This window comes from Mycobacterium sp. NPDC048908, assembly GCF_043197955.1.
GTDB lineage: Bacteria > Actinomycetota > Actinomycetes > Mycobacteriales > Mycobacteriaceae > Mycobacterium.
On the sequence record NZ_JBICUE010000013.1, the window covers coordinates 1 to 25,935 of the forward strand.

Annotated in this window: 13 protein-coding genes and 1 pseudogene; 6 read left to right on the forward strand and 8 right to left on the reverse strand. The window is 65.8% G+C overall.

The window, feature by feature from the left end; translation table 11 throughout:
- The 6 genes and pseudogenes from ACGFK1_RS26045 to ACGFK1_RS26070 all read right to left on the reverse strand — a co-directional run.
- Window positions 1-323, reverse strand: a pseudogene (locus ACGFK1_RS26045) (DUF222 domain-containing protein); the annotation flags it as partial.
- A 93-nt stretch (window positions 324-416) separates the two neighbouring features.
- The gene (locus tag ACGFK1_RS26050; RefSeq protein WP_393436616.1) at window positions 417-1,040 is read right to left on the reverse strand and encodes a GAP family protein; all 624 of its coding nucleotides are present in this window, start codon (window positions 1,038-1,040) and stop codon (window positions 417-419) included.
- 52 nt (window positions 1,041-1,092) lie between these two features.
- A complete protein-coding gene (locus ACGFK1_RS26055; protein ID WP_393436313.1) occupies window positions 1,093-2,808 on the reverse strand; it encodes an AMP-binding protein in 1,716 nt (571 codons plus the stop codon).
- A 26-nt stretch (window positions 2,809-2,834) separates the two neighbouring features.
- Window positions 2,835-3,974, reverse strand: a complete 1,140-nt coding sequence (gene pe, locus ACGFK1_RS26060; RefSeq protein WP_393436316.1) for an acyltransferase PE — start codon at window positions 3,972-3,974, stop codon at window positions 2,835-2,837.
- 44 nt (window positions 3,975-4,018) lie between these two features.
- Window positions 4,019-7,015, reverse strand: coding sequence for an RND family transporter (locus tag ACGFK1_RS26065; RefSeq protein ID WP_393436319.1), 2,997 nt, complete (start codon window positions 7,013-7,015; stop codon window positions 4,019-4,021).
- Between the two features lie 34 nt (window positions 7,016-7,049).
- Window positions 7,050-8,471, reverse strand: coding sequence for a condensation domain-containing protein (locus ACGFK1_RS26070; RefSeq protein ID WP_393436322.1), 1,422 nt, complete (start codon window positions 8,469-8,471; stop codon window positions 7,050-7,052).
- A gap of 249 nt (window positions 8,472-8,720) precedes the next feature.
- On the opposite strand from ACGFK1_RS26070, the gene ACGFK1_RS26075 reads away from it, so the two are divergent.
- The gene (locus ACGFK1_RS26075; RefSeq protein ID WP_393436325.1) at window positions 8,721-19,631 is read left to right on the forward strand and encodes a type I polyketide synthase; all 10,911 of its coding nucleotides are present in this window, start codon (window positions 8,721-8,723) and stop codon (window positions 19,629-19,631) included.
- 103 nt (window positions 19,632-19,734) lie between these two features.
- On the opposite strand, the gene ACGFK1_RS26080 is transcribed toward ACGFK1_RS26075, so the two are convergent.
- Window positions 19,735-20,817: a dihydrodipicolinate reductase gene (locus tag ACGFK1_RS26080; RefSeq protein ID WP_393436328.1), complete on the reverse strand. Its 1,083-nt coding sequence runs from the start codon at window positions 20,815-20,817 to the stop codon at window positions 19,735-19,737.
- A 238-nt stretch (window positions 20,818-21,055) separates the two neighbouring features.
- Here ACGFK1_RS26080 and ACGFK1_RS26085 point away from each other — a divergent pair, with 238 nt between their 5' ends.
- The 5 genes from ACGFK1_RS26085 to ACGFK1_RS26105 all read left to right on the forward strand — a co-directional run bounded on the left by ACGFK1_RS26085 (window position 21,056) and on the right by ACGFK1_RS26105 (window position 24,813).
- Entirely contained in the window at window positions 21,056-22,891 is a 1,836-nt protein-coding gene (locus ACGFK1_RS26085) for an acyl-CoA dehydrogenase (protein ID WP_393436331.1), read from the forward strand.
- A gap of 182 nt (window positions 22,892-23,073) precedes the next feature.
- Entirely contained in the window at window positions 23,074-23,415 is a 342-nt protein-coding gene (locus ACGFK1_RS26090) for a hypothetical protein (RefSeq protein WP_393436333.1), read from the forward strand.
- Window positions 23,393-24,139, forward strand: coding sequence for a hypothetical protein (locus ACGFK1_RS26095; protein ID WP_393436336.1), 747 nt, complete (start codon window positions 23,393-23,395; stop codon window positions 24,137-24,139). Before ACGFK1_RS26090 ends, ACGFK1_RS26095 begins: the two co-directional genes overlap by 23 nt.
- A 15-nt stretch (window positions 24,140-24,154) precedes the next feature.
- Window positions 24,155-24,637 carry a hypothetical protein gene (locus ACGFK1_RS26100; RefSeq protein ID WP_393436339.1) on the forward strand — a complete coding sequence of 161 codons (483 nt, stop codon included), beginning with the start codon at window positions 24,155-24,157 and terminating at the stop codon, window positions 24,635-24,637.
- Window positions 24,607-24,813, forward strand: coding sequence for an RsiV family protein (locus tag ACGFK1_RS26105; RefSeq protein ID WP_393436342.1), 207 nt, complete (start codon window positions 24,607-24,609; stop codon window positions 24,811-24,813). The genes ACGFK1_RS26100 and ACGFK1_RS26105 overlap by 31 nt, the downstream gene beginning before the upstream one ends.
- Before the next feature lie 189 nt (window positions 24,814-25,002).
- Here ACGFK1_RS26105 and ACGFK1_RS26110 read toward each other — a convergent pair whose 3' ends face one another.
- Window positions 25,003-25,935 (reverse strand): TIGR03564 family F420-dependent LLM class oxidoreductase, encoded by a 933-nt coding sequence (locus ACGFK1_RS26110; RefSeq protein WP_393436619.1) that lies wholly within the window; start codon window positions 25,933-25,935, stop codon window positions 25,003-25,005.

The window sequence follows — 25,935 nt, forward strand, 5'->3', positions numbered from 1 at the left end:
CGATCACCGCCACCTGATCGAGTGACAACCGGCCCTCACCCATCCCCGCCACACAGCGCGGAAACTCCTCGATCCGGTCGGCGATCGTGGTGATGGTGTGCGCAGTGCCCGTCGATAACCCCAGCCGCCAGCCCATCAACGCTCGCCAATGACTGGGCCCCGGTCACGCCCCACAGCTGGTCGCGGTCGATCTGCGCGGCGATCTGCACGATGCGCCCGTCGATGGCGTTGCGCTGCCCCGCCAGCTCCGCCAACTCGGCGAACAACACCTCAAGACGATCACTGGTACTGCTCACCACCGACGGCGCCGCGGTTGAAGACATGACCCCATCCTCACCACCCGGTCAGCCACCGCACCCGATTCACCTTGCACACTCAAACAACCTGTGGATGAACACGCGGTTGGGGACAACTGGTCAGCGCCCAGCAAGGCCCGCGACAAGAGCCACACAGCCGACCGCGGCGAGCAGGATCGCGACTTCACCGCGGCGGCGGGCCCGGATCCAGGTGTTCAACGCCGCCACCCATCTGACGGTCGCCTCCGGGGCCAGCAGATAGGCCAGCAACGGAATCTCGACGAACGCAAACGCGACGACGTTGAACATCAACAACACCGCGATTTGGGTAAGGGCCTCTGCCCGGGAGGCCACAATGACCGCCAGCGCCGCGAGATAGTCGATCGACGGCAACGCGATTCCGAGACCGGCGACGCCGGCCACCGTGAGCGAGGGCCCGCTCAGCAGCTGTTTGGCCGGTCTCGCCAGTCGTGTCGGGCGTAGGTCCCACAGACCGGGCACCGCGACGAAGACCGCGGCCAGTAGCGCCACGACTCCGATCAGTATCTGAACATTCGGCAAGGTGAAGTGACTGGCACCCAGCAATACTCGTCGGAACACGAACAGGATGACCAGACCCACCGTCAGCCCCATCGCGAAACCACCGCACAGAAACACGAACAGTTGCAACGCGGGCCGAGGCCGGTTGAGCATCAGCACCGTCATTCCGACGCGGAATGGTTCGACGCTGACCGCAATGGCCATCGCCAGGACGGTTACCAACACTGGTAACTCCCAAAAGCGCGCACCGGCCGGATCAGCCGTCCAGCCGGGCGAATTGGTTCTGCCGATACTGCTCCACACACATCGCGCGCCGGATCTTGCCGCTCGTGGTGGTGGGAATCGACCCTGGTGCGACAACGACAAGGTCGGCGGCACTCAAGCCATGCGCATTGGATATCGCCGACGTGACGTCGCTCTTCATGCCGCTGAGCCAGCCTTCGTCCGATTTCAGCTCGATGACGGTGACCAACTCCTCAGTGCTGTTCACCTGCACCGAAATCGCCGCAACCCGGCCACCGGTGATCTGTTGGACGGTCGCTTCGATGTCCTCGGGATAATGGTTGCGGCCGCGGATGATCAGCAGGTCCTTGATGCGTCCGACGATGAAAAGCTCTCCGCCGGAAATGAAGCCGAGGTCACCGGTTCTCAGCCATGGACCCTCGGGCGTACCAGGGGACGGTTCGACCAGTACCGCGCCGAAGACACCCTGGTCCTCTGGCGGTTTGCGCCAGTAACCGTCGGCTACATTGGCGCCATGCACCCAGATTTCGCCAACCCGGTCGGCGGGGCACTCGCGGCCGGTGTCCGAATCGACGATCCGCAACGTCGGTGACTGCGGCACTTTGTATTTCACCAACTCTGTGCCCGCCGAACGTCTTTGAACCCGGCCCGCCGACAGTTCTTCCGAATCGAAGCGAACGGCTTCCGATTCCTCGCTCCACGTGCCGCTCGCGACGAAGACCGTTGCTTCCGCCAGGCCGTAGGACGGGCGGAGCATGTTGTCGCGAAAGTTGAAGTGTGCGAACCGATCCACGAAACGCTGCAGAGTAGCGGGCTGGACGCGTTCGGCACCGCTGATGATGCCGAGCACCCCGCCGAGGTCCAGCCCGGCCAGGTCGTTGTCGGTCGTCTTCCTGGCCGCCAGGTCGAACGCGAAGTTGGGCGCGGCCGACCACACCCGTGGGTTCTCGGCGAGCGCCCGAACCCATCGGGCCGGCCGCTCCAAAAATGCGACCGGACTGCTCAGTTCGCCGCGGAAGCCACCGAGGATCGGTGCGCAGACACCCAGCACCAAACCCATGTCGTGGTAGAACGGCAGCCACGACACAATCGTGTCGGGCGTTTGACCCTTGAGGTGCGACTCCGCGAAGTAACTGCGCATCAACTGTTCGAAGTTGGCCTGCAGGTTGCGGTGCGAGATCATCACCCCGGTCGGTGTTCGCGTCGAGCCAGAGCTGTACTGCAGGTACGCAGTGTTGGGCAGTTCCGTTGTCCAAGAGACTGTTTCACTCGCGTCGTCCAAGTTCAGCGAATCGATCTCGACGACCTTCGGCACTGCCTCCAGTGCCGCTTTGTCAACGTATTCGGCGACATCTGCAGCGGCCGAAGCGGTGGTGAGGACGACAGACGGCGACGTGTCGGCGAGCACGGCGCTCACCCGCTCGTCGGTAGAACCGCGATGCGGTAGCGGGAGCGGCACCGCGATCAAGCCGGCCTGCATCGCGCCAAGGAACGCCGCGATGTAGTCGAAGCCCTGGGGAGCCAGGATCACGGCCCTGTCTGCCGCCGACCCGTGCCGACTGAGTTCGCCCGCCACATTCATTGTCCGCCGGGACAATTGAGACCATGTCAGAGTTTCGGGAACTCCGGCCCAGTCGTCCGCGTAATCGGTGAACGTGAACGCGGTGTCGTCGGGGCGCATGCTGGCGCGCCCATGCAGCATCGAGAGAAGGGTCGACTGAGCCGTCACATCACGTCCGTAACAACTTGTGGATTTCACCCTGCGCTGTGGTTCAGCACGTACTGGAAGCCGGACAGAAGCTGCGACACCGGGTCGGCGCCGCCACCGAAGGCGGCTTGGGTGGCCGGAGCGGTGACGGCCGCAGGGTCGTAGCCGTGCACCGGGTCCACCGTGATCGGCGCCGTGAGCGGATCGTCGTTGCGCGAGTATCCCGCGTCCACCATCGGTTTCAGCACCCCGTCAAGCCGATTCAGCGTGCCCTCGTCCACCCCGAGGTACTTGAACGGCAACACCAAGGGGAGGTGTTGCTCTGGAATCAGATACGTGGTGGTCTTCGCACCCCGCGAGTTGACGGTCGTCCTGATGTTCTGCGGAGGCACGTTGCGGGGATTCGTGAACGCCACCGCGGTGTGGCCGGTGGCCAGACCGACCACCGCGTTCAGCAGCGACATCCAGTTGTCCGGTCTGTCCGGCCAGTCCGCGATGCTGTCGTATGCGGAAACGAATTGATAAGTGTCGTATTGACTTTCCACAGGGGCGGGCATGCGGAAGTCGAGCGAGGGCACGACGCTGCCAACGGGGAACATCTGCGTCAGGAAGCTCTCACCGAACGCGTGCTTGGCCAGCGGATCGCCATACGTGGCGAAGCTGAGGGTATTCGGCGGCGGTGCGGTCGGATCGTTCGCCAGCTTTGCCTGGACGGCGTCGAGCACCATCGCACCCTCGGACAATCCGATCGCGGTGCCGGGCCCGCCGGCGCGAATGGCCGATTCCAGATTGCCCTCACCCTCGTCGACCGACTCGCCGATGCTGGGGCCGTCGAGACCGAGGCCGGGAAAGCCGTCATCCAGCCTGCCGATGCCTGGGAACAACCGTTCCAGGGTGTGCCCCTGCACCTGACCGGCGGGATAGTCCACGATCTGGCGGTTCAGTCCGGGAAACCAGTCAGCCCCCGTCCGTTTGATGTACTCGTCATACGGTATGCCCAGCACGTGTGCGCCGCCGAGCGCGTATCCCCTGCCTGGCGTGCCCAGCGGCGGTGGCCCGTCGCTCGGAGCGCCGTGATCCGGCGTCCAGCCGGCCTGTGTGTCGTCGGCTGCCGCGACACCGGATCCGAAATACCCTGTGGCCCCGACGGATACCAGCGCAGTGAGCACCGCGAGTAGCCTCCGCATTCCGACTCCCACCTCGCTCGCTGCGCGCCCGTACTGCGGCGACATTACTCCGCCTTCCCGGCGGTTGCCCGTGCCACCGGTGGCGCGCTCAGCCGCGACGGCCACCAGTTGGCCCGGCCCACCAGCGTGGCCATGGCAGGCACCGTGACCGTACGCACCAGGAAAGTGTCCATCAGGACGCCGACTCCGATCAGGAAGCCGCCCTGGACGACGGTGGTGATGCTGGAGAACAACAGACCGCACATCGAGGCGGCGAAGATCACCCCGGCCGCGGTGATCACCCCGCCCGTCGACGTCAGGGTGCGGATGACGCCGTACCGCATGCCGTGCGGAGACTCGTCGCGCATTCGCGATACGAAGAGCAGGTTGTAGTCCGCGCCCACCGCGACCAACACGACGAAGGCGAGCGGGGGCACACTCCAATGCAAGGGCTGTCCGAGCAGGTATTGGAATGTCAGCACAGTGATCCCGAGCGCGGCGAAGTACGACACGACCACGGAGCCGACCAGATAAAGCGGCGCGATGATCGCCCGAAGCAGCGTCATCAGGATCAGCAACACCACCACCAGGGTCATGATGATGATGAAGCGGATGTCGTGTTCGTAGTAATCGCGGGTATCCCGAAGCGCGGCCGGGAATCCACCCATCGATATCTTCGCATCGGCCAGTTGGGTGTTGGGTTGCGCGCCCTTGGCGGTGTCGAGGATCTGATTCACCTGATCCATCGCTTCGGCGCTGAACGGATTCAGTGTGGTCTGCACCAGATAGCGCGCGGTGTGCCCGTCGGGTGAGATGAAGATCTTCGCGGCCTTCTTGAAGTCGTCGAGTTGCAGGATCTGGGCGGGCAGGTTGAATCCGGCCATCGAGGGGTCCGCTGCGTTCTGCCGCATCGCAAGCAGGAACGCGGCCGCCTCATCGAGTCCGGCGCCCATCAGCTTGACCTGATCGACGAGTTGATCCACCCCGCCTGCCACCTGTTGGCTTCCATCCGCCAGACGATTGGCGTCCTGCCTGGCCTTCGTCAGGCCCGCCTGCAGGCCGCCGGGCCGGTCTAGACCCATGGTTCGTATCGCCGAACTGAATTGCGACATCGCGTCGTTGAGTTGTTTGACGGTTGCGTTGAGCGTCTGTTTGTCCCCGAATCCCTCGAGTTGGCCCGCCAGAGAATTGATCTCATCGAGGCGTCCGTCGTCGCGCGCGGTCATCAGCTTCTGGAACTGGGCGCGGGTATCGCTGCACGAGGGGTTGGCGTCACAGACGGCATTACCGTTGAGCGCCGCCAGCACCGGCCCTATCCAACCGAACATGTCCCTGACGCTCGAGAAGTTCATGCCCATGGAATTGCCGAGCGCGTTGACGCTCTGTACGAGTTGGGCCGCGGTCTCGACCTGCTTGACCAACTTGTCCCCACCGAATTGGCTTCGCATCGCGTTGAAGGAGTCGATCACGCGCTGCATGCTGGGCGCGATCTTGTTGATCTGGGTTCGCACCTCGCCGAGGCTTGCGGCCAGCGTGCCTGCCCCGTCCGTCAGCCGGTTGAGATCCTTGGTGTTGTCGCTGATTACGGCCGAACCGGTGGCCATTCGATCACCGACGATGCCCGCTTGGTAGGTGGCCCTGAACTCCTGTGGGACCACCCCGGTGGGTCGGGTCAACCCGCTGACCAGACCGATGTTCGGTAGTTGGCTCACCCGCTGCGCCATCTGCTCGAGATCGGCGAGGGCCTGCGGGGTACGCAGATCGCGCGGCGACTTGACGAGGATGTATTCGGGTACGGCCTGGCTGATCGGGAAATGGCGCTCGAGCGCCGCGTATCCGATCGAACTCGGCGCCGAGGACCCGAGGGCTTTGCGATCGTCGTAGTTGTACCGCGCGAACGCCGCACAGCTGGCGAGAAGGATCAGCACGAGCAGGCTGCCGACCAGGTGGGTCTTGGGCCGCCGCACGATGCGTGCCCCCGACCGCCGCCACAGCCGAGTCGTCAGCTCGCGCCTCGGCTTGACCCAGCCACGGGGCCCGGCGAGCACCAGGATGGCAGGCAGCAGGGTGACCGCGGCGAGGTATGCCACCCCGACCCCGATCGCACACGCCACGCCGACCGTGGAGAACACCCCCATCTTGGCGAAACTGATTCCGAGGAATGTGATTCCGACCGTGGCGGCGGATGCGGTGATCACCTTGCCGATCGAGATCAACGCCCGCCGCACCGCATCGTCGAGGTCATCACCTTGGCGCAGATAGTCGTGATAGCGGCTGATCAGGAAGACCGCGTAATCGGTGCCTGCGCCGGCGATCATCGCGCTCAGGAAGATCACCGATTGGTTGGAGACACCGATTCCGAACAGATCGGAGACCCCGGCCACCACTGCCTGCGCCGTCACCAACGACGCGCCGATTGCTGCGAGCGGCAGCAGCATCGTGATCGGGTTGCGATACACCACGAGCAGGACGAGAACGACCAGGACCCCGATCGCGATCTCGATCGGGAGTCGATCGTGTTGGCCGGCGACGGTCAGGTCGGCCACGGTGGCCGCAGGCCCGGTGACGTAGATGTCGAGCGAAGCGCCTGCGGCGTTGTGCTTGACGATGTCGGCGACCCGGTTGTAGGCGTCGTAAGCGCGCGGCGTGCCCAACTCGCCGGCAAGGCCGGCGGGCAGCACCCACGTGGTCTTGTCCTTACTGGTCAAAAATGGGCGCAGCTGGGGCGTGGTGAAGAAGTCCTGAACCATCACGACATCGGTCACGTCGTCGCGCAGCGCGTCCACTACCTTGCGGTAGGCGGCTTCGTCGGCGGGCTTGAGTCCCGAGTCATTGGTGAAGGCGACGACGAGAAGGTTTTCCGAGCCCGATTCGTGAAACGCCTCGGTCATCTGCCGAGCCGCGACGCTCGACGGGGCGTCACTCGGCAGGATGGCGAGCGGATGGCGCTCGGCCATCTCGTTCAGGCTCGGAAACGTCAACGGGAGGGCGACCGCGATCGCGATCCACACCCCGATCACCATCCATGGCCACCGCACCACGAGATCGGCTAGCCGTCGCATATCGTCCTCATCCTCGCCCCGAACATGCGCATCGTTATGCGACGCGTCCCCAGTCCCCGCTGTCGGCGACGCGTACCGTCACCGACTTCATCGCCTCCATGTAGCGAGTCACTGACTTGTCGGCAACGGGATTGTCGGGATGCATGATCGCCATGACCGTGCCCTCGCCGTACCGGAATATGTAAATCGTCAATTGGTATGAGAACCGCCCGTCGGGATACATCCCGATGTTGTTCGCGAGCCCCATATCGGCGGCAGCGAGAATGGCGTTCAGGGGCGCGGCACCACCGTGCAGGAAATTCGACACCGGGAAATTCGGTTGCGGCCAGTTCAGCCACGGCGCCAACTCCAACACGCGGTAATACGGCACCCTTGCCATATCGAGCCCGGAATCGAACGAGGCCTGTGCCGCCGAGGCGGCGTCGCTGAACGAGGTCGCCGCAATCGGGACGGTGATCGGGATCAGCCCGGTGAACCAGCCCTGCGTCATGAAATTGTCGCTGGCGGTTCGGGAATCCCGCGGCGTGAGCCCGTAGTAGGTGAGGGCGCCCGTGAACTCGTACTCCACCAGGCCGAGACAGGCGAACAGGCCGCCGACGAAGCGCGCGCCCGCCGCCGTGCACGCCGATTCAAAGCGTTCCGTCTGTGCCGCATCCATCAGAATTTCTGACGTCATGCCGCTGGTGCTGGACTCTTGCGGATTGCCGAGGGGCAGCGGAAATTCGGGAAAACCGTCCATGTTGTTTTCGGCGAAGTCAATCCATGCGCGCACTCCCGGCGAATCCAGCGTCAACGCCGAGGTGTGCTCGCGCTCGCGGACGCAGAAATCGTCGAAGCTGCCTGCATCGGGCAGCGTGAGCGCCAAACCTCCCCCGCTGAGTGCCGAGTACATTCCGTTGGCTTCCAGCATCGTGGTGCCGATCAACGTCGCGTCGCCGTGCACGTGATCCATGGCGGCGAAGAACGTGAAGTGGTCATCGTTCTGGATGATGCCGAACGTGAAGCATCCCCACTCCAACGGATTGGGGATGTCGACGACGTGTGCGCGTATCTGCTCGACCGTCATGTGGCCTTGATCGATCGGCGTGAATTCGATGTCGGCGGGATCGCCGATGGCGTGGCGGATGAAGTCGCCGTCGGCGGATCGCTCGAACCAACTGCGGAAGGTGTCGTGCCTGCGTAGGTAGGCGTTGACGGCGTGGTCCATGGCCGCGATATCGCAGTGTCCCGGCACGTCACAGCTGGCAATGATTTGCCGGGAAAAGGTCAGCCCCGCCTCGGTCCGTTCGCAGTAGTTGCGAAGGTGCTGGCGCTGCATGTAACTGACGGGCACCGAACTCACCGGTGCTCGTCGCGCCTTTTCGGCGGCCTCGGCCGTCGGATGCCATGAGGTGACTGAGCCCGAATTCAACGACCATTCATCGAGTGCGCCAACCGTGACTTTCCCGATTCGCAAAACTTGGTCCTCTCACTTGGACAGGTTTGGGTCCGGCACCACCCGTTGCTGCGCCAACATACCCCGCGGCCCGACAACGACGCCTCGCGCCGGTTGCCACACGACCATCGACGCCGCGCATGTGACGGACGCGCATGCAATAGTGGTCGGTCGAGGGGATCACTGCCCTGTTGGGGAGAGGCCGTTTTCCTGCGGGACAGGCGTCCCGTGTGAGTCCCTTTTGATCGCCAATGCAAGGAGGACAGCTGCATGGGAGCTGCCGAACATCCGTTCGAGCCGGCCACGCGTTTCGCAATCGTCGGCTATGCAGCTCGTTTGCCGGGTGCCAGGGACACCGATGAGTTCTGGGACGTGCTGCGCGAGGGTCGCGACGCGATATCGGAGGTTCCAGAAGACCGCTGGGATGTCGACGAGTTCTTCGACCCCGAACCCGGTGCGCCCGGCAAGGTGGTGACCCGTCGCGCGGGTTTCGTCGACGACGTCACCGGCTTCGATGCGCCGTTCTTCGGCATGTCGACACGCGAGGTCAGACTGATGGACCCGCAGCATCGTATTTTGCTGGAGACGGCGTGGCGGGCCGTCGAGCATTCGGGCACCGCACCGACGGCGCTGGCCAATACGAACACCGGAGTGTTCGTCGGCCTGGCCACCCACGACTACCTCGGCATGGCCTCGGACGAGCTGTCCTATCCCGAGATCGAGGCCTATATGGCCATCGGGACGTCGAACGCCGCCGCCGCGGGCCGGATCAGCTACCGGTTGGGGCTACAGGGGCCCGCGGTCGCCGTCGACACGGCGTGCAGTTCGTCGCTGGTGGCCATTCACCAGGCCTGCCAAGCGCTGCGGTTGGGCGAATGTGACCTCGCGCTGGCAGGTGGTGCCAACGTCCTGCTGACCCCGGCGACCATGATCACGTTCTCGAGTGCGCAGATGCTGTCACCCGACGGCCGGTGCAAGACCTTTGACGCGGCCGCCGACGGCTATGTGCGCGGCGAGGGATGCGGTGTCGTCGTCATCAAGCGCCTCGAGGACGCGGTCCGCGACGGCGACCGGATCCGAGCTGTGATCCGCGGAAGCGCGATCAACCAAGACGGCGCATCGGGCGGCTTGACGGTGCCGAACGGCGTTGCGCAGCAACGAGTCATCGCCGACGCGTTGAAGCGAGCCGGCCTGCGACCCAGCGACGTCGATTACCTGGAAGCGCACGGCACCGGAACATCGCTTGGCGACCCGATCGAAGCGCAGGCGGCGGGTGAGGTGCTCGGCGCCGGGCGTGAACCGGGCCAGCCGCTGCTGATGGGCTCGGTCAAGACCAATATCGGACACCTGGAAGCCGCAGCCGGCATCGCGGGTGTCATCAAGGTCGTGCTGTCGCTGGAACACGAGTTGCTGCCGCGGCACCTGCACTTCCAGAACCCGTCGCCCCACATCCCCTGGGATCGGCTCCCGGTCGAGGTGGTCAGACAGCCCACACCGTGGGAACGCAACGGCCGACCGCGGATTGCGGGCGTCAGCTCCTTCGGGTTCGCCGGGACGAATGCTCACGTGATCCTCGAAGAGGCACCCGAACAACCTGCGCAGGAAGCCCCGGCGCCCGTCCAGCGCCGGTTCAGCATCCTGCCGATTTCGGCCCGCACCCCCGTTGCACTGGTGCAACTCGCCGACGAGTACCGCGACTGGTTGGACGCACACCCCCAGGCAACGCTGGCCGACGTGTGCTTCACGGCCGGAGCGGGACGCGCTCATCTGGAGCACCGGGCGGCGTTGGTGGTCAGTTCCAGAGACGCTGCCATCGAGCTACTCGGTGCGCTCGCGGACGATCGTCCAGCGCCCGGTCTGGTACGCGGTGAAGTCCACGACACACCGAAGACGGCGTGGCTGTTCACCGGCCAGGGCAGCCAATACCCCGGCATGGCCAGGGAGTTGTACGACACCGAGCCCGTGTTCGCCGCGACAGTTGATCGGTGCGCGGCCGCGGTCGCCGATGTCCTCGAAAAGCCGTTGACTGACCTGATTTTCGAGGCGGACGGCCAGGACGGCGAGGCCGCGCTGCGGCAGACCTCCCACGCACAGCCCGCGCTGTTCGCCGTGGAGATGGGCTTGGCCCGGCTCTGGCAGTCGTGGGGGCTCGAGCCTGACGTCGTGCTCGGCCACAGCGTCGGCCAGTATTCCGCGGCCTGCGTGGCGGGCATGTTCACGCTCGAGGACGGCGCGCTGCTGATGGCCGAGCGGGGCCGCCTGTTCGGTAGCTTGCCCACGGGTGGCCGGATGGTCGCCGCGTTCACCGCCGCAGACCGTGTGGAGCGTCTGACCGACGAGTTCCCCAACCTGTCGGTGGCCGCCTACAACGGGGCCAACACCGTATTGTCTGGGCCCGCACAGGATTTGGAGAAGGCCGTCGCCGCGCTGGCCGCCGACGGAGTGCGGTGTGACTGGTTGGAGACCAGCCACGCGTTCCACTCCGCGTTGTTGGAACCGATCCTCGACGAATTCGAGTCGTACGCGGATCGATTCGACTTCCGTGCGCCGCAGAAGCTGTTGATCGACAACCGCACGGGCGCCCCGCTCGGCAGGAGCGTGAAACTCGACGGCGCCTATTGGCGTCGCCACGCGCGCCAACCAGTGCAATTCGCCAAGAGTGTGCGCACCCTTGCTGACCTGAACTGCAAGGTGCTGCTCGAGATCGGTCCTCGACCCGTGCTGACCGCCGCGGCCCTCGGCACATGGCCGGACCCGGCCAGCGCGCCGCGCGTGATCACCTCCCTGCGACCGACCACCGCCGACCAACGGCAGATCACCGAGGCCCTCGCGGACGCGTATGTCCTTGGCCATCTGCCCGACTTCGCCGCTCTCGGTCACGCGCACGCGCAGAAGGTGGACCTGCCCACCTATCCGTTCGAGCGACGTCAGTACTGGTTCCGCGACAATTTGGCAGCCGACCGGCAGCGCCCCGACCAACAACTCCGCGATGCCACCCGCACGCATGCCGTCCGCCTACTCGAGGACGGCCGAATCGAGGAACTCGCCAGCCTACTCGACGGTGCCGATGCTGACAGCCAGACCGTCGATGTACTGAATAGGCTTGCTGCACAACACAATCAGCAGCGTACAACCCAGTCGATCACCAACGACCGTTACGAGTTCCGCTGGCAGAAGTCGGCTGCGCCGGTCGCGGGCGCGGGCGGCCCCGCCGAATCCACCTGGATCCTGATCGGTGAGAACACCCAGGCGGTTGGGCCTCTGGTCGACGTGCTGACGGCACGGGGCCACACGCATCGGGTCCTAGCGCTGCCGATGTCGGACCCCGATGAGGAGAAGCTTGCCGACGCGTTGCGCGCTGCGGCGGTGGAGGATTCGATGCTTCGCATCGTGCACCTCTCGGCGCTCGACGGCGGGACCGCGCCGTCGATGCGGTCACTGCTGCGAATGCAACATCGGATCCTGGGTGGTACCCGGCGGCTGCTGCGCGCCGCGACCGCCGCCGAATCGAAAGTGCCCATCTGGGTGGTGACCCGCGGTGCACTTCGAGTCACCGACACCGACACGGTGGCACCGGAGCAGAGTTGCCTGTGGGGATTCGGTCGCGCCGCGTCGCTGGAGCTTCCGCAGTTATGGGGCGGACTGGTCGATGTGGCGGACGGCAGCACCGACGAATGGTCACAGTTCGTCGACCTGGTCACCACGCCGCACGACTCGACGGCCAGAGAGGACCAGATCGCACTTCGTGGTGAGGCGGTCTATGTGCCCCGGTTGGTCCGTCGGGACGGGGCACCCAGCGGCACCCCGATGAAACTGCGGCATGACGCAACGTATCTGGTGACCGGCGGCCTCGGCGCGGTGGGCCTCGAGATCGCCGGGTACCTGGCCGCGCACGGCGCCCGGCATCTGGTGCTGACCAGCCGAAGGGAACCCAGCGACGCCGCACAGCAGCGCATCGACGCGCTGGCCGACCAGCACGGTTGCGAATTCCGCGTTGTCACCGCAGATGTGGCCGACGCGCATCATGTCGCCCGCCTGTTGACCATCGTGCAGGCCGAGCTACCACCGCTGGCCGGTATCGTGCACGCCGCGGGCGAGGTCAGCACCACCGTGCTCAACGATCTGGACGACAGCGAACTGGATCGAGTTTTCGCTGGAAAAGTCTGGGGCGCTTGGCATCTAGCCGAAGCGGCCAATGATCTGCAGTTGGACTTCTTCGTCACCACATCGTCGATCGCCTCGGTATGGGGTGGGTTCGGTCAGACGGCCTACAGCGCAGCCAACGCATTCCTGGACGGGCTGGCCTGGCGGCTGCGCGAACAGGGCATCGCCGGCATCAGCGTCAACTTCGGTCCGTGGTCCGCGGGCATGGCCGATGCGGACTCTCGTGCGCGGTTGGACCAGCGCGGAATCCGCACGCTGCCACCGGCCGACGCGCTGGCCGGGCTGGCCGATGTGGTGGCGGCTTCGTCGGCGCAAGGCGTGGTGGCACGGGTTGACTGGGCGCGCTTCCTGCCGTTGTACCAACAGGCAGGTAGGCGGGCGTTCCTTGTCGAGTTGGAACGTGAGGTCCCCGATGCCTCCCCGGCTGTGACACCGTCGGGGAAGACCGAGTTCGTCCAGCGGCTCACCAATGCGCCTGTGCAGCAACGCAAGAGGCTGCTGACCGACCACCTGCGTGATGCGGTGGCAGAGGTGACGCGCGTCGATGCGGCCGAGATCCGGGAGGACGCCGGATTCTTCGACCTTGGCATGGACTCGCTGATGGCCGTGGAGTTGCGGCGGCGCATCGAACAAGCGGTCGGCAAGGAGATACCCGTCACCCTGGTGATGGATCATCCGCGATTGTCCGATGCGGCCGACTATCTGCTGCACGATGTGCTCGACCTCGGCGAGCAGGCATCAGCACCCGCGCGGACGTCGATGGTGACCACACGCACGGACGAACCCATCGCCATTGTGGCGGTGTCGTGCCGATTCCCGGGAGCGCCCGACCCAGATGCGTTCTGGGACTTGCTGTCTGGGGGCATCGATGCGATCTCCGAAGTCCCCGAAGACCGTTTCGACATCGACGAATTCTACGACCCGGACCCGGAGACCGTAGGCAAGACCTACACCCGCTTCGGCGGGTTCCTCGACGGAGTCGACGGATTCGACCCCGAATTCTTCGGCATCTCCCCTCGTGAGGCCGTCTGGATCGAGCCGCAACAGCGGCTGATGCTCGAAACCGTATGGGAGGCATTGGAACGGGCCGGGTACTCACCTGCCGAACTGCGCGGCAGTCGAACCGGCGTCTTCGCCGGCGTGGCGGCCAACGAGTATGCCCATCTGCTGTCGTCGGAGTCGGTCGACAAGATCGAGCCCTACTTCATCACCGGCAATGCGCTCAACGCGATCTCCGGTCGCGTCGCCTTCGCGCTCGGACTCGAAGGTCCCGCGGTGGCGGTCGACACCGCGTGCAGTTCAGCACTGGTCGCCGTCCATCAGGCCTGCCAAGCGCTGCACGCGGGGGACTGCGACATGGCGTTGGCAGGCGGGGTGAACGTCTTGCTTTCCCCGGTGACGGTCATCGCCGCGTCGCGGGCCAGAATGCTTTCTCCTGTCGGACGGTGCAAGACCTTCGACGCCTCCGCCGACGGCTATGTGCGCAGCGAAGGCTGCGGTGTCCTCGTGCTCAAGAGGCTCAGCGATGCGCAGCGAGACGGCGACCGGATCTGCGCGGTCATCTCCGCCAGCGCGGTCAACCAGGACGGCGCTTCGAGTGGCTTGACGGTTCCCAACGGCGGTGCACAGCAACGGCTGATCGGGACCGCGCTAGCTCGCGCCGGTCTCACCGGCGGGGACGTCGACTATCTGGAGGCGCACGGGACGGGTACCCCGCTCGGCGATCCGATCGAGGTGCAGGCGGCAGCTGCCGCGTACGGCGAATCGCGTGACGCCGAACGGCCGCTGCTGATGGGTTCGGTGAAGACCAACATCGGCCATACCGAATCCGCCTCGGGGGCAGCGGGACTGATCAAGGTCGTGCTTTCGCTGCAGCATGAGCTGTTGCCGAAGAGCCTGCACTTCGATACGCCGTCGCCACACATTCCGTGGGACTCGCTGCCAGTGCAGGTCGTCGGTGAGCCGACACCGTGGCGCTCCAACGGTAGACCGCGGCGCGCCGGCGTGAGCTCCTTCGGGTTCACCGGCACCAACGCGCACGTGCTGATCGAGGAGGCACCACCACAACCGGCACTCGCCGAAGGGGACACCGATCAGCAGCCTTTCAACGTGCTTGCGCTGTCCGCCCGCTCACCGGAAGCGCTGGCAGAGTTGGCGCGTCGTTACCAGACGTGGCTGACCGCCCATCCTGACGTCGACCTCACCGAGGTGTGCCTGACGGCAGGGACGGGCCGTTCGCACTTCGAACATCGCGCCGCGTTGGTGGTGGAGTCGATCGATGGCGCGTGCGGGGGCCTCGCCGATCTGGCCGAGCACCGGGTGCGGTCCGGCGTGCTGCGCGGTGAGCACACGAACCGCCCGACGACGGCGTGGTTGTTCACCGGGCAGGGCAGCCAGTATCCCGGCATGGCCCGCGAGCTTTTCGCCGCGGAGCCGGTGTTCGCCGACACCGTGACCCGCTGCGCGGAGGCAGTCAAGGACATCCTGCCGCGTCCGTTGCTCGACGTGATGTTCGCAACCGATCGCGAGACCGCCGGCAAGGCTTCGGAAGCGTTGCGGGACACATCGTTTGCGCAGCCCGCCCTGTTCGCCGTCGAGATGGGCCTTGCTCGACTCTGGCAGTCCTGGGGTATCGAGCCCGACGTGGTGCTCGGCCACAGCGTCGGCCAGTATGCGGCGGCATGCGTGGCTGGAGTCTTCAGCCTGGAAGACGGCGCCCGGTTGATCGCCCAGCGCGGCAGGTTGTTCGGCAGCCTGCCCGGTGGCGGCCGGATGGTGGCGGTCTTCGCCGACCCCAAGCAGGTGGAAGAGGTCGCAGGCGAGTTCCCGCGAATCTCGGTCGGCGCCTACAACGGGCCCAACACCGTGCTTTCGGGTCCCGGCGAGGACCTCGAGAAGGTCGTCACCCGGTTCGAGGAGGACGCGATACGTTGCACATGGCTGCAGACCAGCCATGCCTTCCACTCGGAACTGCTGGATCCGGTGCTCGACGAATTCGAGTCGTACGCAGCACAATTCCGATTCGCCACGCCGACGCTGCCGCTGGTCTGCAACCGAACCGGCGCGGTGCTCACCCCGCAGACCCCGATGGACGCGCAGTACTGGCGGCGGCATTCCCGTCAACCAGTGCAGTTCGCCGAGAGTGTGCGCACCGCAGCGGGGCTTGGCTGCACGATCCTGATGGAGATCGGTCCTCAGCCGGTCCTGACCGGGGCGGCGGTGCAGGTGTGGCCTGAGCATCTGGCCGCGCCGAGGGCGATCGTCTCGCTGCGCAAGGGAGTCGGCGACCGACGCCAGATCGCCGAGGCGCTGGCCACGGCCTATGTCGGCGGCCACCAACCCGATTTCGCTGCACTGCATGGTCGTTCGCGCCGGGTTCTCGAACTGCCCACCTATCCATTCCAGCGTCGGCGGTTCTGGCCCAAGACGTCCGCGATCACGGTCGACGGTCCAGTCACCTCAGGAATCCTCGGCAGCGGAAAGGAACTCGCGTCCGGCGACTCCGTCTACAGCAGCAGGTTGTCGGTCAAATCCCAGCCGTGGCTTGCCGACCACGTCATCTACGGAACTGTCGTCGTCCCCGGCGCCACGTACGCAGCGATGGCGCTGGCCGCGCTCGGTACCCCGGCGCGTGCGAAGGACGTTTTCTTCTACGAGCCGATCATTCTGCCGGAGAAGAGTTCCCGCGAGGTACAGCTTTCACTGCATCCGTTGGAGGCTGACGGCGAGTTGCGCTTCCAGGTGCACAGCCGACCGTACGGCGAACGCGGCGCCGAGTGGGCGCTGAACGCCGAAGGCACCGTCGTGAGTGGCGTCAGCGACGGCACTGACGAGGCGGGACCCGCCAGCGACTCGGTCGACGACGCCGTCGAGCGCATGGAACGCATGCGTCCGCAGCAGCTGTTCGAGACGTTCGCCGACCTCGAGCTGGCGTGGGGACCGACGTGGTCCGGTTCACTGAAGTCGCTGTGGCTCGGTGACGGCGAGGCCATCGGCGACATCATGGTCGGTGAAGAACTCGCAGAACAGCTCGGAACCGAGCCGATGCATCCGGTGCTGATGGATCTGTGCACCGGTGTCGCCTTCCCGGCTTTCCCCGCGCTGCTCGCGGCCGAACAGGGCGTCAGCGATCTATTCCTGCCGTTGCGGTACGGACAGGTGTCACTGCTGGAGAAGATGCCGCGGCGGTTCTACTGCCGTGCGAAATGGCACGAGAGCCCGCTGGACAACGAAACACAGGTCTTCGATATCGATTATCTGGACCGAAATGGCAAGCACCTGGGCGGGATCCGTGAATTCACCGTCAAACGAGCGCCCCGTGAGGCGTTGTTGCGCGGTCTCGGCGGCGACGCCGCCCGGCTGCTTTACACCGTGGGCTGGCATGAGGTGCCAGTGGCCAGCGACGAGCCCGCGGCGGCGAACGGCACGTGGCTGATCGCCGGGTTCGACGACTTGGCCGCCAAGGTGCCCGGCTGCATCCCGTTCGACCGCAACATCGACCCGGAACCGTTGGGCCAGGTGCTGGCGCAGGCGCACGAGCGCGGGATGGGATTCTCCGGCGTGGTTTGGCGAAGCAGCGCGTTGCGCGCAGACGAGTCGGCCACCGATGCCGCCACGCGGCTGGAAACGGAGATCGCCAACCTGCTCAGCGCCGTGCACGCGGTGCAGGGCGGCCTGAAACTGCCAAACGGGCTGTGGATCGTCACCGAGCGGGCGGTGGCCACCGAGTCTGGCGAGTCGGTCGATGCGGTGCAGGCGGCGCTGTGGGGATTCGGGCGCACCACGATCAACGAGGAACCGGCGCTGCGCGCCAAACTCGTCGACTGCGACGGGTCACCGGAGGCCGTAGAACTGCTTTCCAACCTGCTCGGCACACCTGTCGAGGAACCGGAACTGGCTCTGCGGCAAGGCAAGCTGCTTGCTTCCCGATTGTTGCCGTGGGCTCGCAGCGGCAACCTCAGCGTGCCGCGGGCAGGCGACTTCGCCCTTGCCCCCACCGAACGCGGTGCGATTGACAACCTTCGGCTGACCGAACGCGACGTCGCGCCGCCGAACGAGGGCTACGTGCAGGTCCGCGTCGAGGCCGCCGGCCTGAACTTCCGTGACGTGCTCAACGTCCTCGGGCTGTATCCGGGTGACCCCGGCCCGATCGGTGGCGACTTCGCCGGTGTAGTCACGCAAGTGGGCGATGGTGTCGAGCTCGAGGTGGGTCAGCGCGTCTACGGCTTCATGCAGGGCGCCTTCTCCAGCCGGTTCAACGTGCCCGCGCAACTGCTGGCGCCGATTCCGGACGGGGTGAGTGCGGTGGAGGCCGCGACGATACCCGCTGCGGCGCTGACGGTTCGACTGGCATTCGACTGGGCGCAGCTCAAGCCCGGCGAGAAAGTGCTGGTGCACGCGGCCAGCGGCGGTGTCGGCCTTGCCGCTATCCAGATGGCCAAGCGGTGCGGCGCCACGGTCTTCGCCACTGCGAGCACCTTCAAGCGCGCGACGCTACGCAAGATGGGTGTCGAGTACGTGTATGACTCGCGCACAACGGATTTCGCCGATCAGATCCTGGCGGACACCGATGGTGCGGGCGTCGATGTGGTGCTCAACAGCCTGACCAACGAGGGCTTCCTCGAGGCGACCGTTCGGGCCACCGCGCAGAACGGCCGCTTCGCGGAGATCGCCAAGCGCGACATCTGGACGCCGGAGCAGATGGCCGCCGTCCGTCCGGACATCGCCTACGAAATCGTGGCGCTGGACACGGTGACCCTCCAAGAGCCCGAGCGCATTCGTGCCCTGTTGACGGAGGTGTCGCAGGGCTTGGCCGAGGGCCAGTGGACGCCGCTGCCCGCCGAGATCTACCCGCTGACGGAGGCGAGGAACGCATTCCGCCGCATGCAGCAGGCGCGGCACATCGGGAAGATCGTGGTGCAGATACCGAATCCTCTTCAGCCGCGAGCGGACCGCAGTTATCTGATCACCGGCGGCCTGGGTGCGATCGGCTTGCACACGGCGTCGTACCTCGCCCAGCTCGGCGCCGGCGACATCGTGTTGGCGAGCAGACGCGCACCCGACGCGGATGCGCAACGCACGATCGACGACATCACCGAGCGCTACAAGTGCCGAATCCACGTTCACGCGGCCGATGTCGGCGACGAGTCCGAGGTGGCGGCGCTGCTGGAGAAGATTCGGGCGGAGTTGCCGCCACTCGCCGGAGTCGTCCACCTGGCAGGCGTGCTCGACGACGCGCTGCTGTCTACACAGAGCGTCGAGCGATTCCGGACAACGTTGGCGCCCAAAGCGTTTGGCGCGCTCCACTTGGACCGCTTGACGAAGAGCGACGAGCTGGACTTCTTCATCGTGTCCTCATCGGTGTCGAGCCTGTTCGGTTCGCCAGGGCAGGCCAACTACGCGGCCGCCAATGCGTTGCTCGACGGTCTGGTCGCGCAGAGGCGGGCGCAGGGTCTGGCTGCCACCGGCGTCAACTTCGGTCCATGGGCGAAGGGGGGCATGGCTTCATCGGACGCCGCGATCGCCAATATCAGTGCCCAAGGCCTGGTTCCGCTTGACCCGTCGGCCGCGCTGGGCGCGCTCGCCGAGGTGGTGGCCAACGGCACCGGGCAGGCTGCGGTGCTCAAGGCCAACTGGCAGCGCGCCGCCAAGCTGCTCGGCAGTTCGCGGCCGCCGATCCTCGACCTCGTGTTGCCGAGCGCGGCCGGTGAGGTGAGCGGTGACAGCGAGTTGCTCAAACAGCTGCAGGAGATCCCGGTGCCTCAGCGGGCCGCGTTCGTCACCGAGTTCCTTCAACGAGAGGTGCAGCACTTCCTGCGGCTGGCGCAACCGCCCGCTGCCAGCAGTCGGTTCCTCGACCTCGGCACGGACTCGCTGATGGCGATCGAACTCCGCAACCGGCTGCACAGCCAGTTCGGCGGCGCGTTCACGATCAATGCGACCGCGGTGTTCGACTACCCCACCATCGGCGGGCTGGCCGAGTATCTGGTGAATCAGCTGCCCGACGCGGAAGACTGAATGACATCGAGTCGTCGAGACTGCGGACAGATCGTCTATTTCCAGAAAAGCGCGATCTGTTCGCAGTTTCGGCATAGTTGGCCGCTGGCGGAGTTGGCCGCTGTCAGTCAGCCCACCGACCAGCTTCCACCTCGGGCGGCAGCACGGACTGCATCGGCACATCGAGGCCGTCGTAGATGCCCGGCTTCTGTTCGGCCAACCAGTTGAGGGCGCCGAGCAGGCGGTTGGCGGCGGTGGTGTTGCCGCCGTCGGCGCGCGTACCGCCGGGAACGTCGGCGCGACTGACGATGGTCAGCCGCGGGTCGCCGTCGACGATGACCCGGTGGTCGCCGACGCCCTCGTCCGGGTAGGGCCAGTCCGGGGCACACGACCGGTGAATGCGGGTGATGTGGTCGATGATGACTCGTTCGCGGCCCTTCGCCTTGCCGATCACCTTGAGCCGGAAGGCGCCCTGGGTGCCCTTCTCGAAGCGGCCCATGACGGTGTCGACGGACGCTTCCAGCGGCAGCCGCTCGACTTCCTCGGTGATCTCGTCGATCTCCAAGCCGAGGCCGCGGGCGATCAGTCGGATGTTGCCGCCCCATACCATGGTCGGGATCGAAGGAAGCAGCATCATCGGGGTGTCGTCCATAGTGCCCCCAAAACCACAGCGCAGCCGCACCGCCTCAGGCTGGTCGTAGGTGGAGTAGTCGAAGATCTCCTGGCAATGGATGGCGTTGATCCGGGTGCACAGTCCCGCGGCGATGATGGCCAGCGCGTCGTTGCCCCAGCCCGGGTCCACCCCGCTGACCAGTAGCGAGCCGCCGCCATCCTCGGCGGCCTCGGTCAGCCGCTGCACCCATTCGGGTGGCGCCGAACGCGGGTCGTAGAGCGAGTACAGCGACGGGGTGACGACGTGCTTGCCTGCGCACAGACACCGGACGATGTCGGCGACGGCGTCGTCGGGCCGGATGTCGCCGGACGCCATGTAGGCCACCGCGTCGCAGCGCGCCAACACCGCGTCGACGTCGGTGCTGGCGGTCACGCCGGTGTCGGCCTCCAGACCCGCGAACGCGCCCGCGTCCCTACCGTCTTTGTCAGCCGACGAGGTGATGACGCCGACCAGTTGCACGCCCGGAAATGCCACTGCTGACCGGATCGCCGTCGACCCCATGTTTCCTGTTCCCCACACCGCGACCCGAAGCATCCGGACACCCTATCGAGGGCCTCCGTGACCAACCTCACAATGCGGCAAACCGCCTGCTCAGACACCTGTCAACTGCGGTTATGGCAGCCCGACCAACCGGCTGGTTACTTAGCCGGGGGAAATTACTGGCGGAGGGTTTGAGTTGTAGTTACTGATGGGTATAGTTCGGGCGAGTTACTGGTGGGTAACTTAGCCCAAAGTACCCAACCACATGTGGCTAACTCGACGAGGAGGAACCGTGAGCCACTACAAGAGCAACGTCCGCGACCAGGCATTCAACCTGTTCGAGGTATTCGGCGTGGACAAGGCCTTCGGTGAGGGTGCATACGCCGAACTGGACACCGACACGGCCAAGGAGATGCTGGGCGAGATCGCCCGGCTGGCCGAGGGCCCGATCGCAGAGTCCTTCGCCGACTCCGACCGCAACCCGCCGGTGTTCGACCCCAAGACGCATTCGGTGACTCTGCCGGAGCCCTTCAAGAAGTCCATGCGTGCGCTGTTCGACGGTGGCTGGGACAAGATCGGCCTCGCCGAGGAGCTCGGCGGCATGCCGATGCCTCGCGCGCTGCAGTGGGCACTGATCGAGCATGTCCTCGGCGCCAACCCCGCCGCCTACATGTATGCGATGGGTCCGGGCATGGCGCAGATCATGTACAACCTCGGCACCGAGGAGCAGAAGAAGTGGGCCGTGCTGGCCTCGGAGCGCGGTTGGACCGCGACCATGGTGCTCACCGAGCCCGACGCGGGCTCTGACGTCGGCGCGGGCCGCACCAAGGCCGTGCAACAGCCCGACGGCACCTGGCACATCGACGGCGTGAAGCGCTTCATCACCTCCGGTGACGCCGATGACCTCGGCGAGAACATCATGCACCTGGTGCTGGCCCGCCCCGAGGGCGCAGGCCCGGGCACCAAGGGTCTTTCGCTGTTCTTCGTGCCGAAGTTCCACTTCGACCCCGAGACCGGTGAGCCGGGCGAGCGCAACGGCGTCTTCGTCACCAACGTCGAGCACAAGATGGGCCTGAAGGTCTCGGCCACGTGCGAGCTGTCGCTGGGTCAGCACGGCGTTCCCGCCGTCGGCTGGCTGGTCGGCGAGGTGCACGACGGCATCGCCCAGATGTTCGACGTGATCGAGCAGGCTCGAATGATGGTGGGTACCAAGGCCATCGCCACGCTGTCGACCGGCTACCTGAACGCGTTGGAGTACGCCAAAGAGCGTGTGCAGGGTGCCGATCTGACTCAGATGACCGACAAGACCGCGCCACGGGTGACCATCACGCACCACCCCGATGTGCGTCGTTCGCTGATGACCCAGAAGGCTTACGCCGAGGGGCTGCGCGCGCTGTACCTGTACACCGCCACGTTCCAGGACTCGGCGGTCGCCAAGGCGCTGCACGATGTGGACGCCGAACTCGCCGTCCGGGTCAACGACCTGATGCTGCCGATCGTCAAGGGCGTCGGCTCGGAGCAGGCGTACGCCAAGCTGACCGAGAGCCTGCAGACCTTCGGCGGCTCTGGCTTCCTGCAGGACTACCCGATCGAGCAGTACATCCGTGACGCCAAGATCGACTCGCTGTACGAGGGCACCACGGCCATCCAGGCGCAGGACTTCTTCTTCCGGAAGATCGTCAGGGACAAGGGTCAGGCGTTGGCCTACGTGGCAGGCCAGGTCGAGTCCTTCGTCAAGAACGAGGAGGGCAACGGCAGGCTCAAGGCCGAGCGCGCACTGCTGGCCACGGCACTCGAGGACGTCCAGGGCATGGCCGCCACCCTGACCGGCTACCTGATGGCCGCGCAGGAGAACCCGGCCGAGCTCTACAAGGTGGGCCTGGGTTCGGTGCGCTTCCTGATGAGCGTCGGCGACCTGGTCATCGGTTGGCTGCTGCAGCAGCAGGCCGCGGTGGCCATCGAGGCGCTCGACGCCGGGGCGTCCGGTGCCGATCACGCCTTCTACGAGGGCAAGGTCGCGGTGGCATCGTTCTTCGCGAAGAACTTCCTGCCGCTGCTCACCAGCACCCGCAGCATCATCGAGAACCTCGACAACGAGGTGATGGAACTGGACGAGGCAGCCTTCTAAGCCGCTTCGTACGCAAAAGGCCCCGGTCTCTTCCCGGGGCCTTTTGCGTTGGGTGACCAAGAATTCACCAAGGCCGCTTCCGCACGCTTGTCGCAACAACGCGTCAGTGATGGAAGGCCCTTGCAATGACAGCTGTCTCGTCGACAACGGGGCGCGCCGGCCGCGGCGTGACGATTCCGATAATGCTCGGCCTACTCGTGATCCTCACGGTCGCGGCAGGCGTCAGCATCAAGGCGATGGTTACCAACCGCCCTGCGCGGAATTCGGTCGTGTCGTACACCCCGCAGGTGGTGCTGCCGTTCACACACCTCGGTCAGCCCTGGGGTGCGGCCGTCGACCGGGTGGGAAATCTCTACCTCGCCGACCATTCCTCCCGCCAGCTGATGAAGCTCGCGGCCGGCGCCACCGCGCCGACTCCGCTTCCCTCGGACGGCCTCTCGGACCCGACCGGCGGTCAAGGGATATGCGCGATATGCGCGTCCCGACGGCAAGGCGTTGCTGGTGTCGACCGACAATGGCGTTGACGAACCGGCGACGTTGACGCGCATCGACCTGTCCGGACACGAGCAGCAGTCGTATCCGACGGCTTCGTTGGGAGGCGCAAGTCACTTCAACGGTCACTATCTCCAGTCGCCGGATGGGACGCGGCTCGTTCTCGGGACCACGACCATCGGCAGTCGCGGCGCCACGCCGTCGGCCAGCGACATGGTCGTCATGAACAGCAGCGACGGCAAGCTCATCCGCAGGCTGCCCTCACCGATGTCCGGTGCCGAGTGCGAACCGGTGCGGTGGTGGACTGCGACCGTGCTCCTCGCGCATTGCGGAAACGATGCGGGAAAGCAGTTGTGGAAAGTGCCCGTCGACGGCGGGGCTGCGACTGCCCTTACCGCCGTCAACTCGAGCCAGCAGGACGACCCCGGCTTCGGCGGTGACCTCGACGACGGGGTCGCCTTCCAACTTCCCAGTGGGACGTTTCTTCAGTCGCAGGGTGCTTGCGGTTCAATCTTCTTGTCCCGCTTGACACCTGACATGCACACCAAGCGGGTCGACGTACCAGGGGTTTCCAACAGCATCGAAATGGCAGGCGCGAGCGCAGACAAGCTGCTGTTGCTCGCGAAGGTGGGCTGTGGTGGCACGACGTCGCTGCTGACCTACGACCCGGCGGCCAACACCTCGACCGTGCTACTCGGTCCGCCGGTCAACGGCGGCGGGGTGAGCGGCGCGCGACTCTACCCCGGTCAGGAGTGAACGACTGTGAAGAGCATGCTGATCACAGCGGCCGCCGTCGTGGCGTTGGTAGCCGGAATGCCGTCGGCCACTGCGCAATCGACGTGTGAGGGCCTGGGCGGAACGGTCGACGTCGACCAGGTGTGCCACGTGCAATCCACCACGACGGCGTATGCGATCGACATCAGTTTTCCGCTGGGCTACCCCGACCAGCAGGCCGTTGCCGATCACCTGAAGCAGGGCCGTGCGGATTTCCTGAACTGGGTCACCAAGTTCGGCGGCGACAGTCGCCAATATATGCACGACGTCACCGCCAAGACCTACCAGTCCTCCGGTACCCGAAGCCTGGTGCTCACGGTCATCGACGACACCGGTTTCGCGCACGAGGATCACCTGGCACCTCATACCAGGCGTTCAACTACGACGAGGGCAGGCACGCACCGATCACCATCGACACGCTGTTCAAGCCAGGGACCGACCCGACAGAGGTGCTCAACACCATTGTCCAACGCGAATTAGCCAAGCACTCGGACGTACCGGTGCGCGACGATCTCGACGCCACCACGTACCGCAACTTCGCGATCACCGACGATGCGGTGATCTTCTTCTTCGCCGAGGACGAAGTCGTCGCCGACAACAACGGACCACATCAAATCTCGGTACCACGAAGCGAATTGGCGTCGATGCTGGCCTAGCGGAACCGCAACTCCCGCACACCCTCACAGACAAATAGGGCGGGTTCGGGAGGACATTTGAGGGCGTCTCATTAATCTCGCGCGTCCGGCTTTCGCCTCTCACCGGCACTTTGGATCGGTCACTCCCGAACCCGTCGTGCGATCGATCGTACGCTTGTGAGCCCGGCCACACCAGGGTCGATTTTGGGTCTATTCGTCCCTGGTTCGCAGCAGCGCACGGGTGCGCGCACGCCCCTCAGCGGAGGGGTCGAACGTGACCGCCGCGAACTCGTTGACGCCCGCAGCGGCCAGTTCGTCGAGGCGGTCGGAAACGGTGTTCTCGTCGCCGATGATCGCGGCGTCCTCGGGGCCGGCGTAGCCCTCGCGGTCGAGCATCGCCCGGTACGACGGCAGCTGACCGTAGAGGGCGAACTCCTCGGCCGCCCGCGCCCGCAGACCCGCGACATCATCGGTAACGGCCACCGGCAGCGATGCGGCGACGGCAACCGCGCTCTCCGGCCTGCCCGCCTCGCCGGCGGCCTGACGCAGGGCGGGGCCGACGTGTTCGGCGAGCGTCCTTGGTCCGGTCATCCAGGTCAGCGTGCCCGACGTGCGGCGTCCGGCCAGCCGCAGCATCTGCGGGCCGAGCGCGGCGATGTACAGCTGTGGCGTCGGCACCCCGGGAATCTGCAGGGCGCCTCGCGTGGTCCAGAACTCCCCGGTGGCGTCGGCGGCCTGCCCGGCAAGCAGCGGCTGCAGTCCGTCGAGGTATTCGCGCATCTGCCGCACCGGCTTGTCCCAGGACACCCCCCACATCTGTTCGGTGATCATCCGGTGGCTCATGCCGATGCCCAGCGTGAAGCGCCCGCCGGAGATGGCGTTCAAGGTCAGCGCGCGCTGGGCCAGCTGCGTCGGATGCTGCACCTGGATCGGGATGACGCCAGAGCCCACCTCGATGGTGTCCACCTCGTGCAGCGCGACGGCGAGGATGGTGGTCAGGTCCGGGTCGTAGGGCAGCTGGGCCATCCACACCCGTCGAAATCCCTCGTCCCGAAGCGCGGTGAGGGTCTTGATCGTGGCGTCGACGGGCGAGCCGCCCGCCGTGTCATTGAGTAATCCGACGAGGGTCAGGCTGATCTTCAT

Coding starts and splice junctions, on each gene's coding strand:
- ACGFK1_RS26050 (WP_393436616.1), bottom strand. CDS start 1,040: ATGGCCATTGCGGTCAGCGTCGAACCATTCCGCGTCGGAATGACGGTG.
- pe (WP_393436316.1), bottom strand. CDS start 3,974: ATGCGGAGGCTACTCGCGGTGCTCACTGCGCTGGTATCCGTCGGGGCC.
- ACGFK1_RS26065 (WP_393436319.1), bottom strand. CDS start 7,015: ATGCGACGGCTAGCCGATCTCGTGGTGCGGTGGCCATGGATGGTGATC.
- ACGFK1_RS26075 (WP_393436325.1), top strand. CDS start 8,721: ATGGGAGCTGCCGAACATCCGTTCGAGCCGGCCACGCGTTTCGCAATC.
- ACGFK1_RS26080 (WP_393436328.1), bottom strand. CDS start 20,817: ATGCTTCGGGTCGCGGTGTGGGGAACAGGAAACATGGGGTCGACGGCG.
- ACGFK1_RS26090 (WP_393436333.1), top strand. CDS start 23,074: ATGCTCGGCCTACTCGTGATCCTCACGGTCGCGGCAGGCGTCAGCATC.
- ACGFK1_RS26100 (WP_393436339.1), top strand. CDS start 24,155: ATGCTGATCACAGCGGCCGCCGTCGTGGCGTTGGTAGCCGGAATGCCG.
- ACGFK1_RS26110 (WP_393436619.1), bottom strand. CDS start 25,935: ATGAAGATCAGCCTGACCCTCGTCGGATTACTCAATGACACGGCGGGC.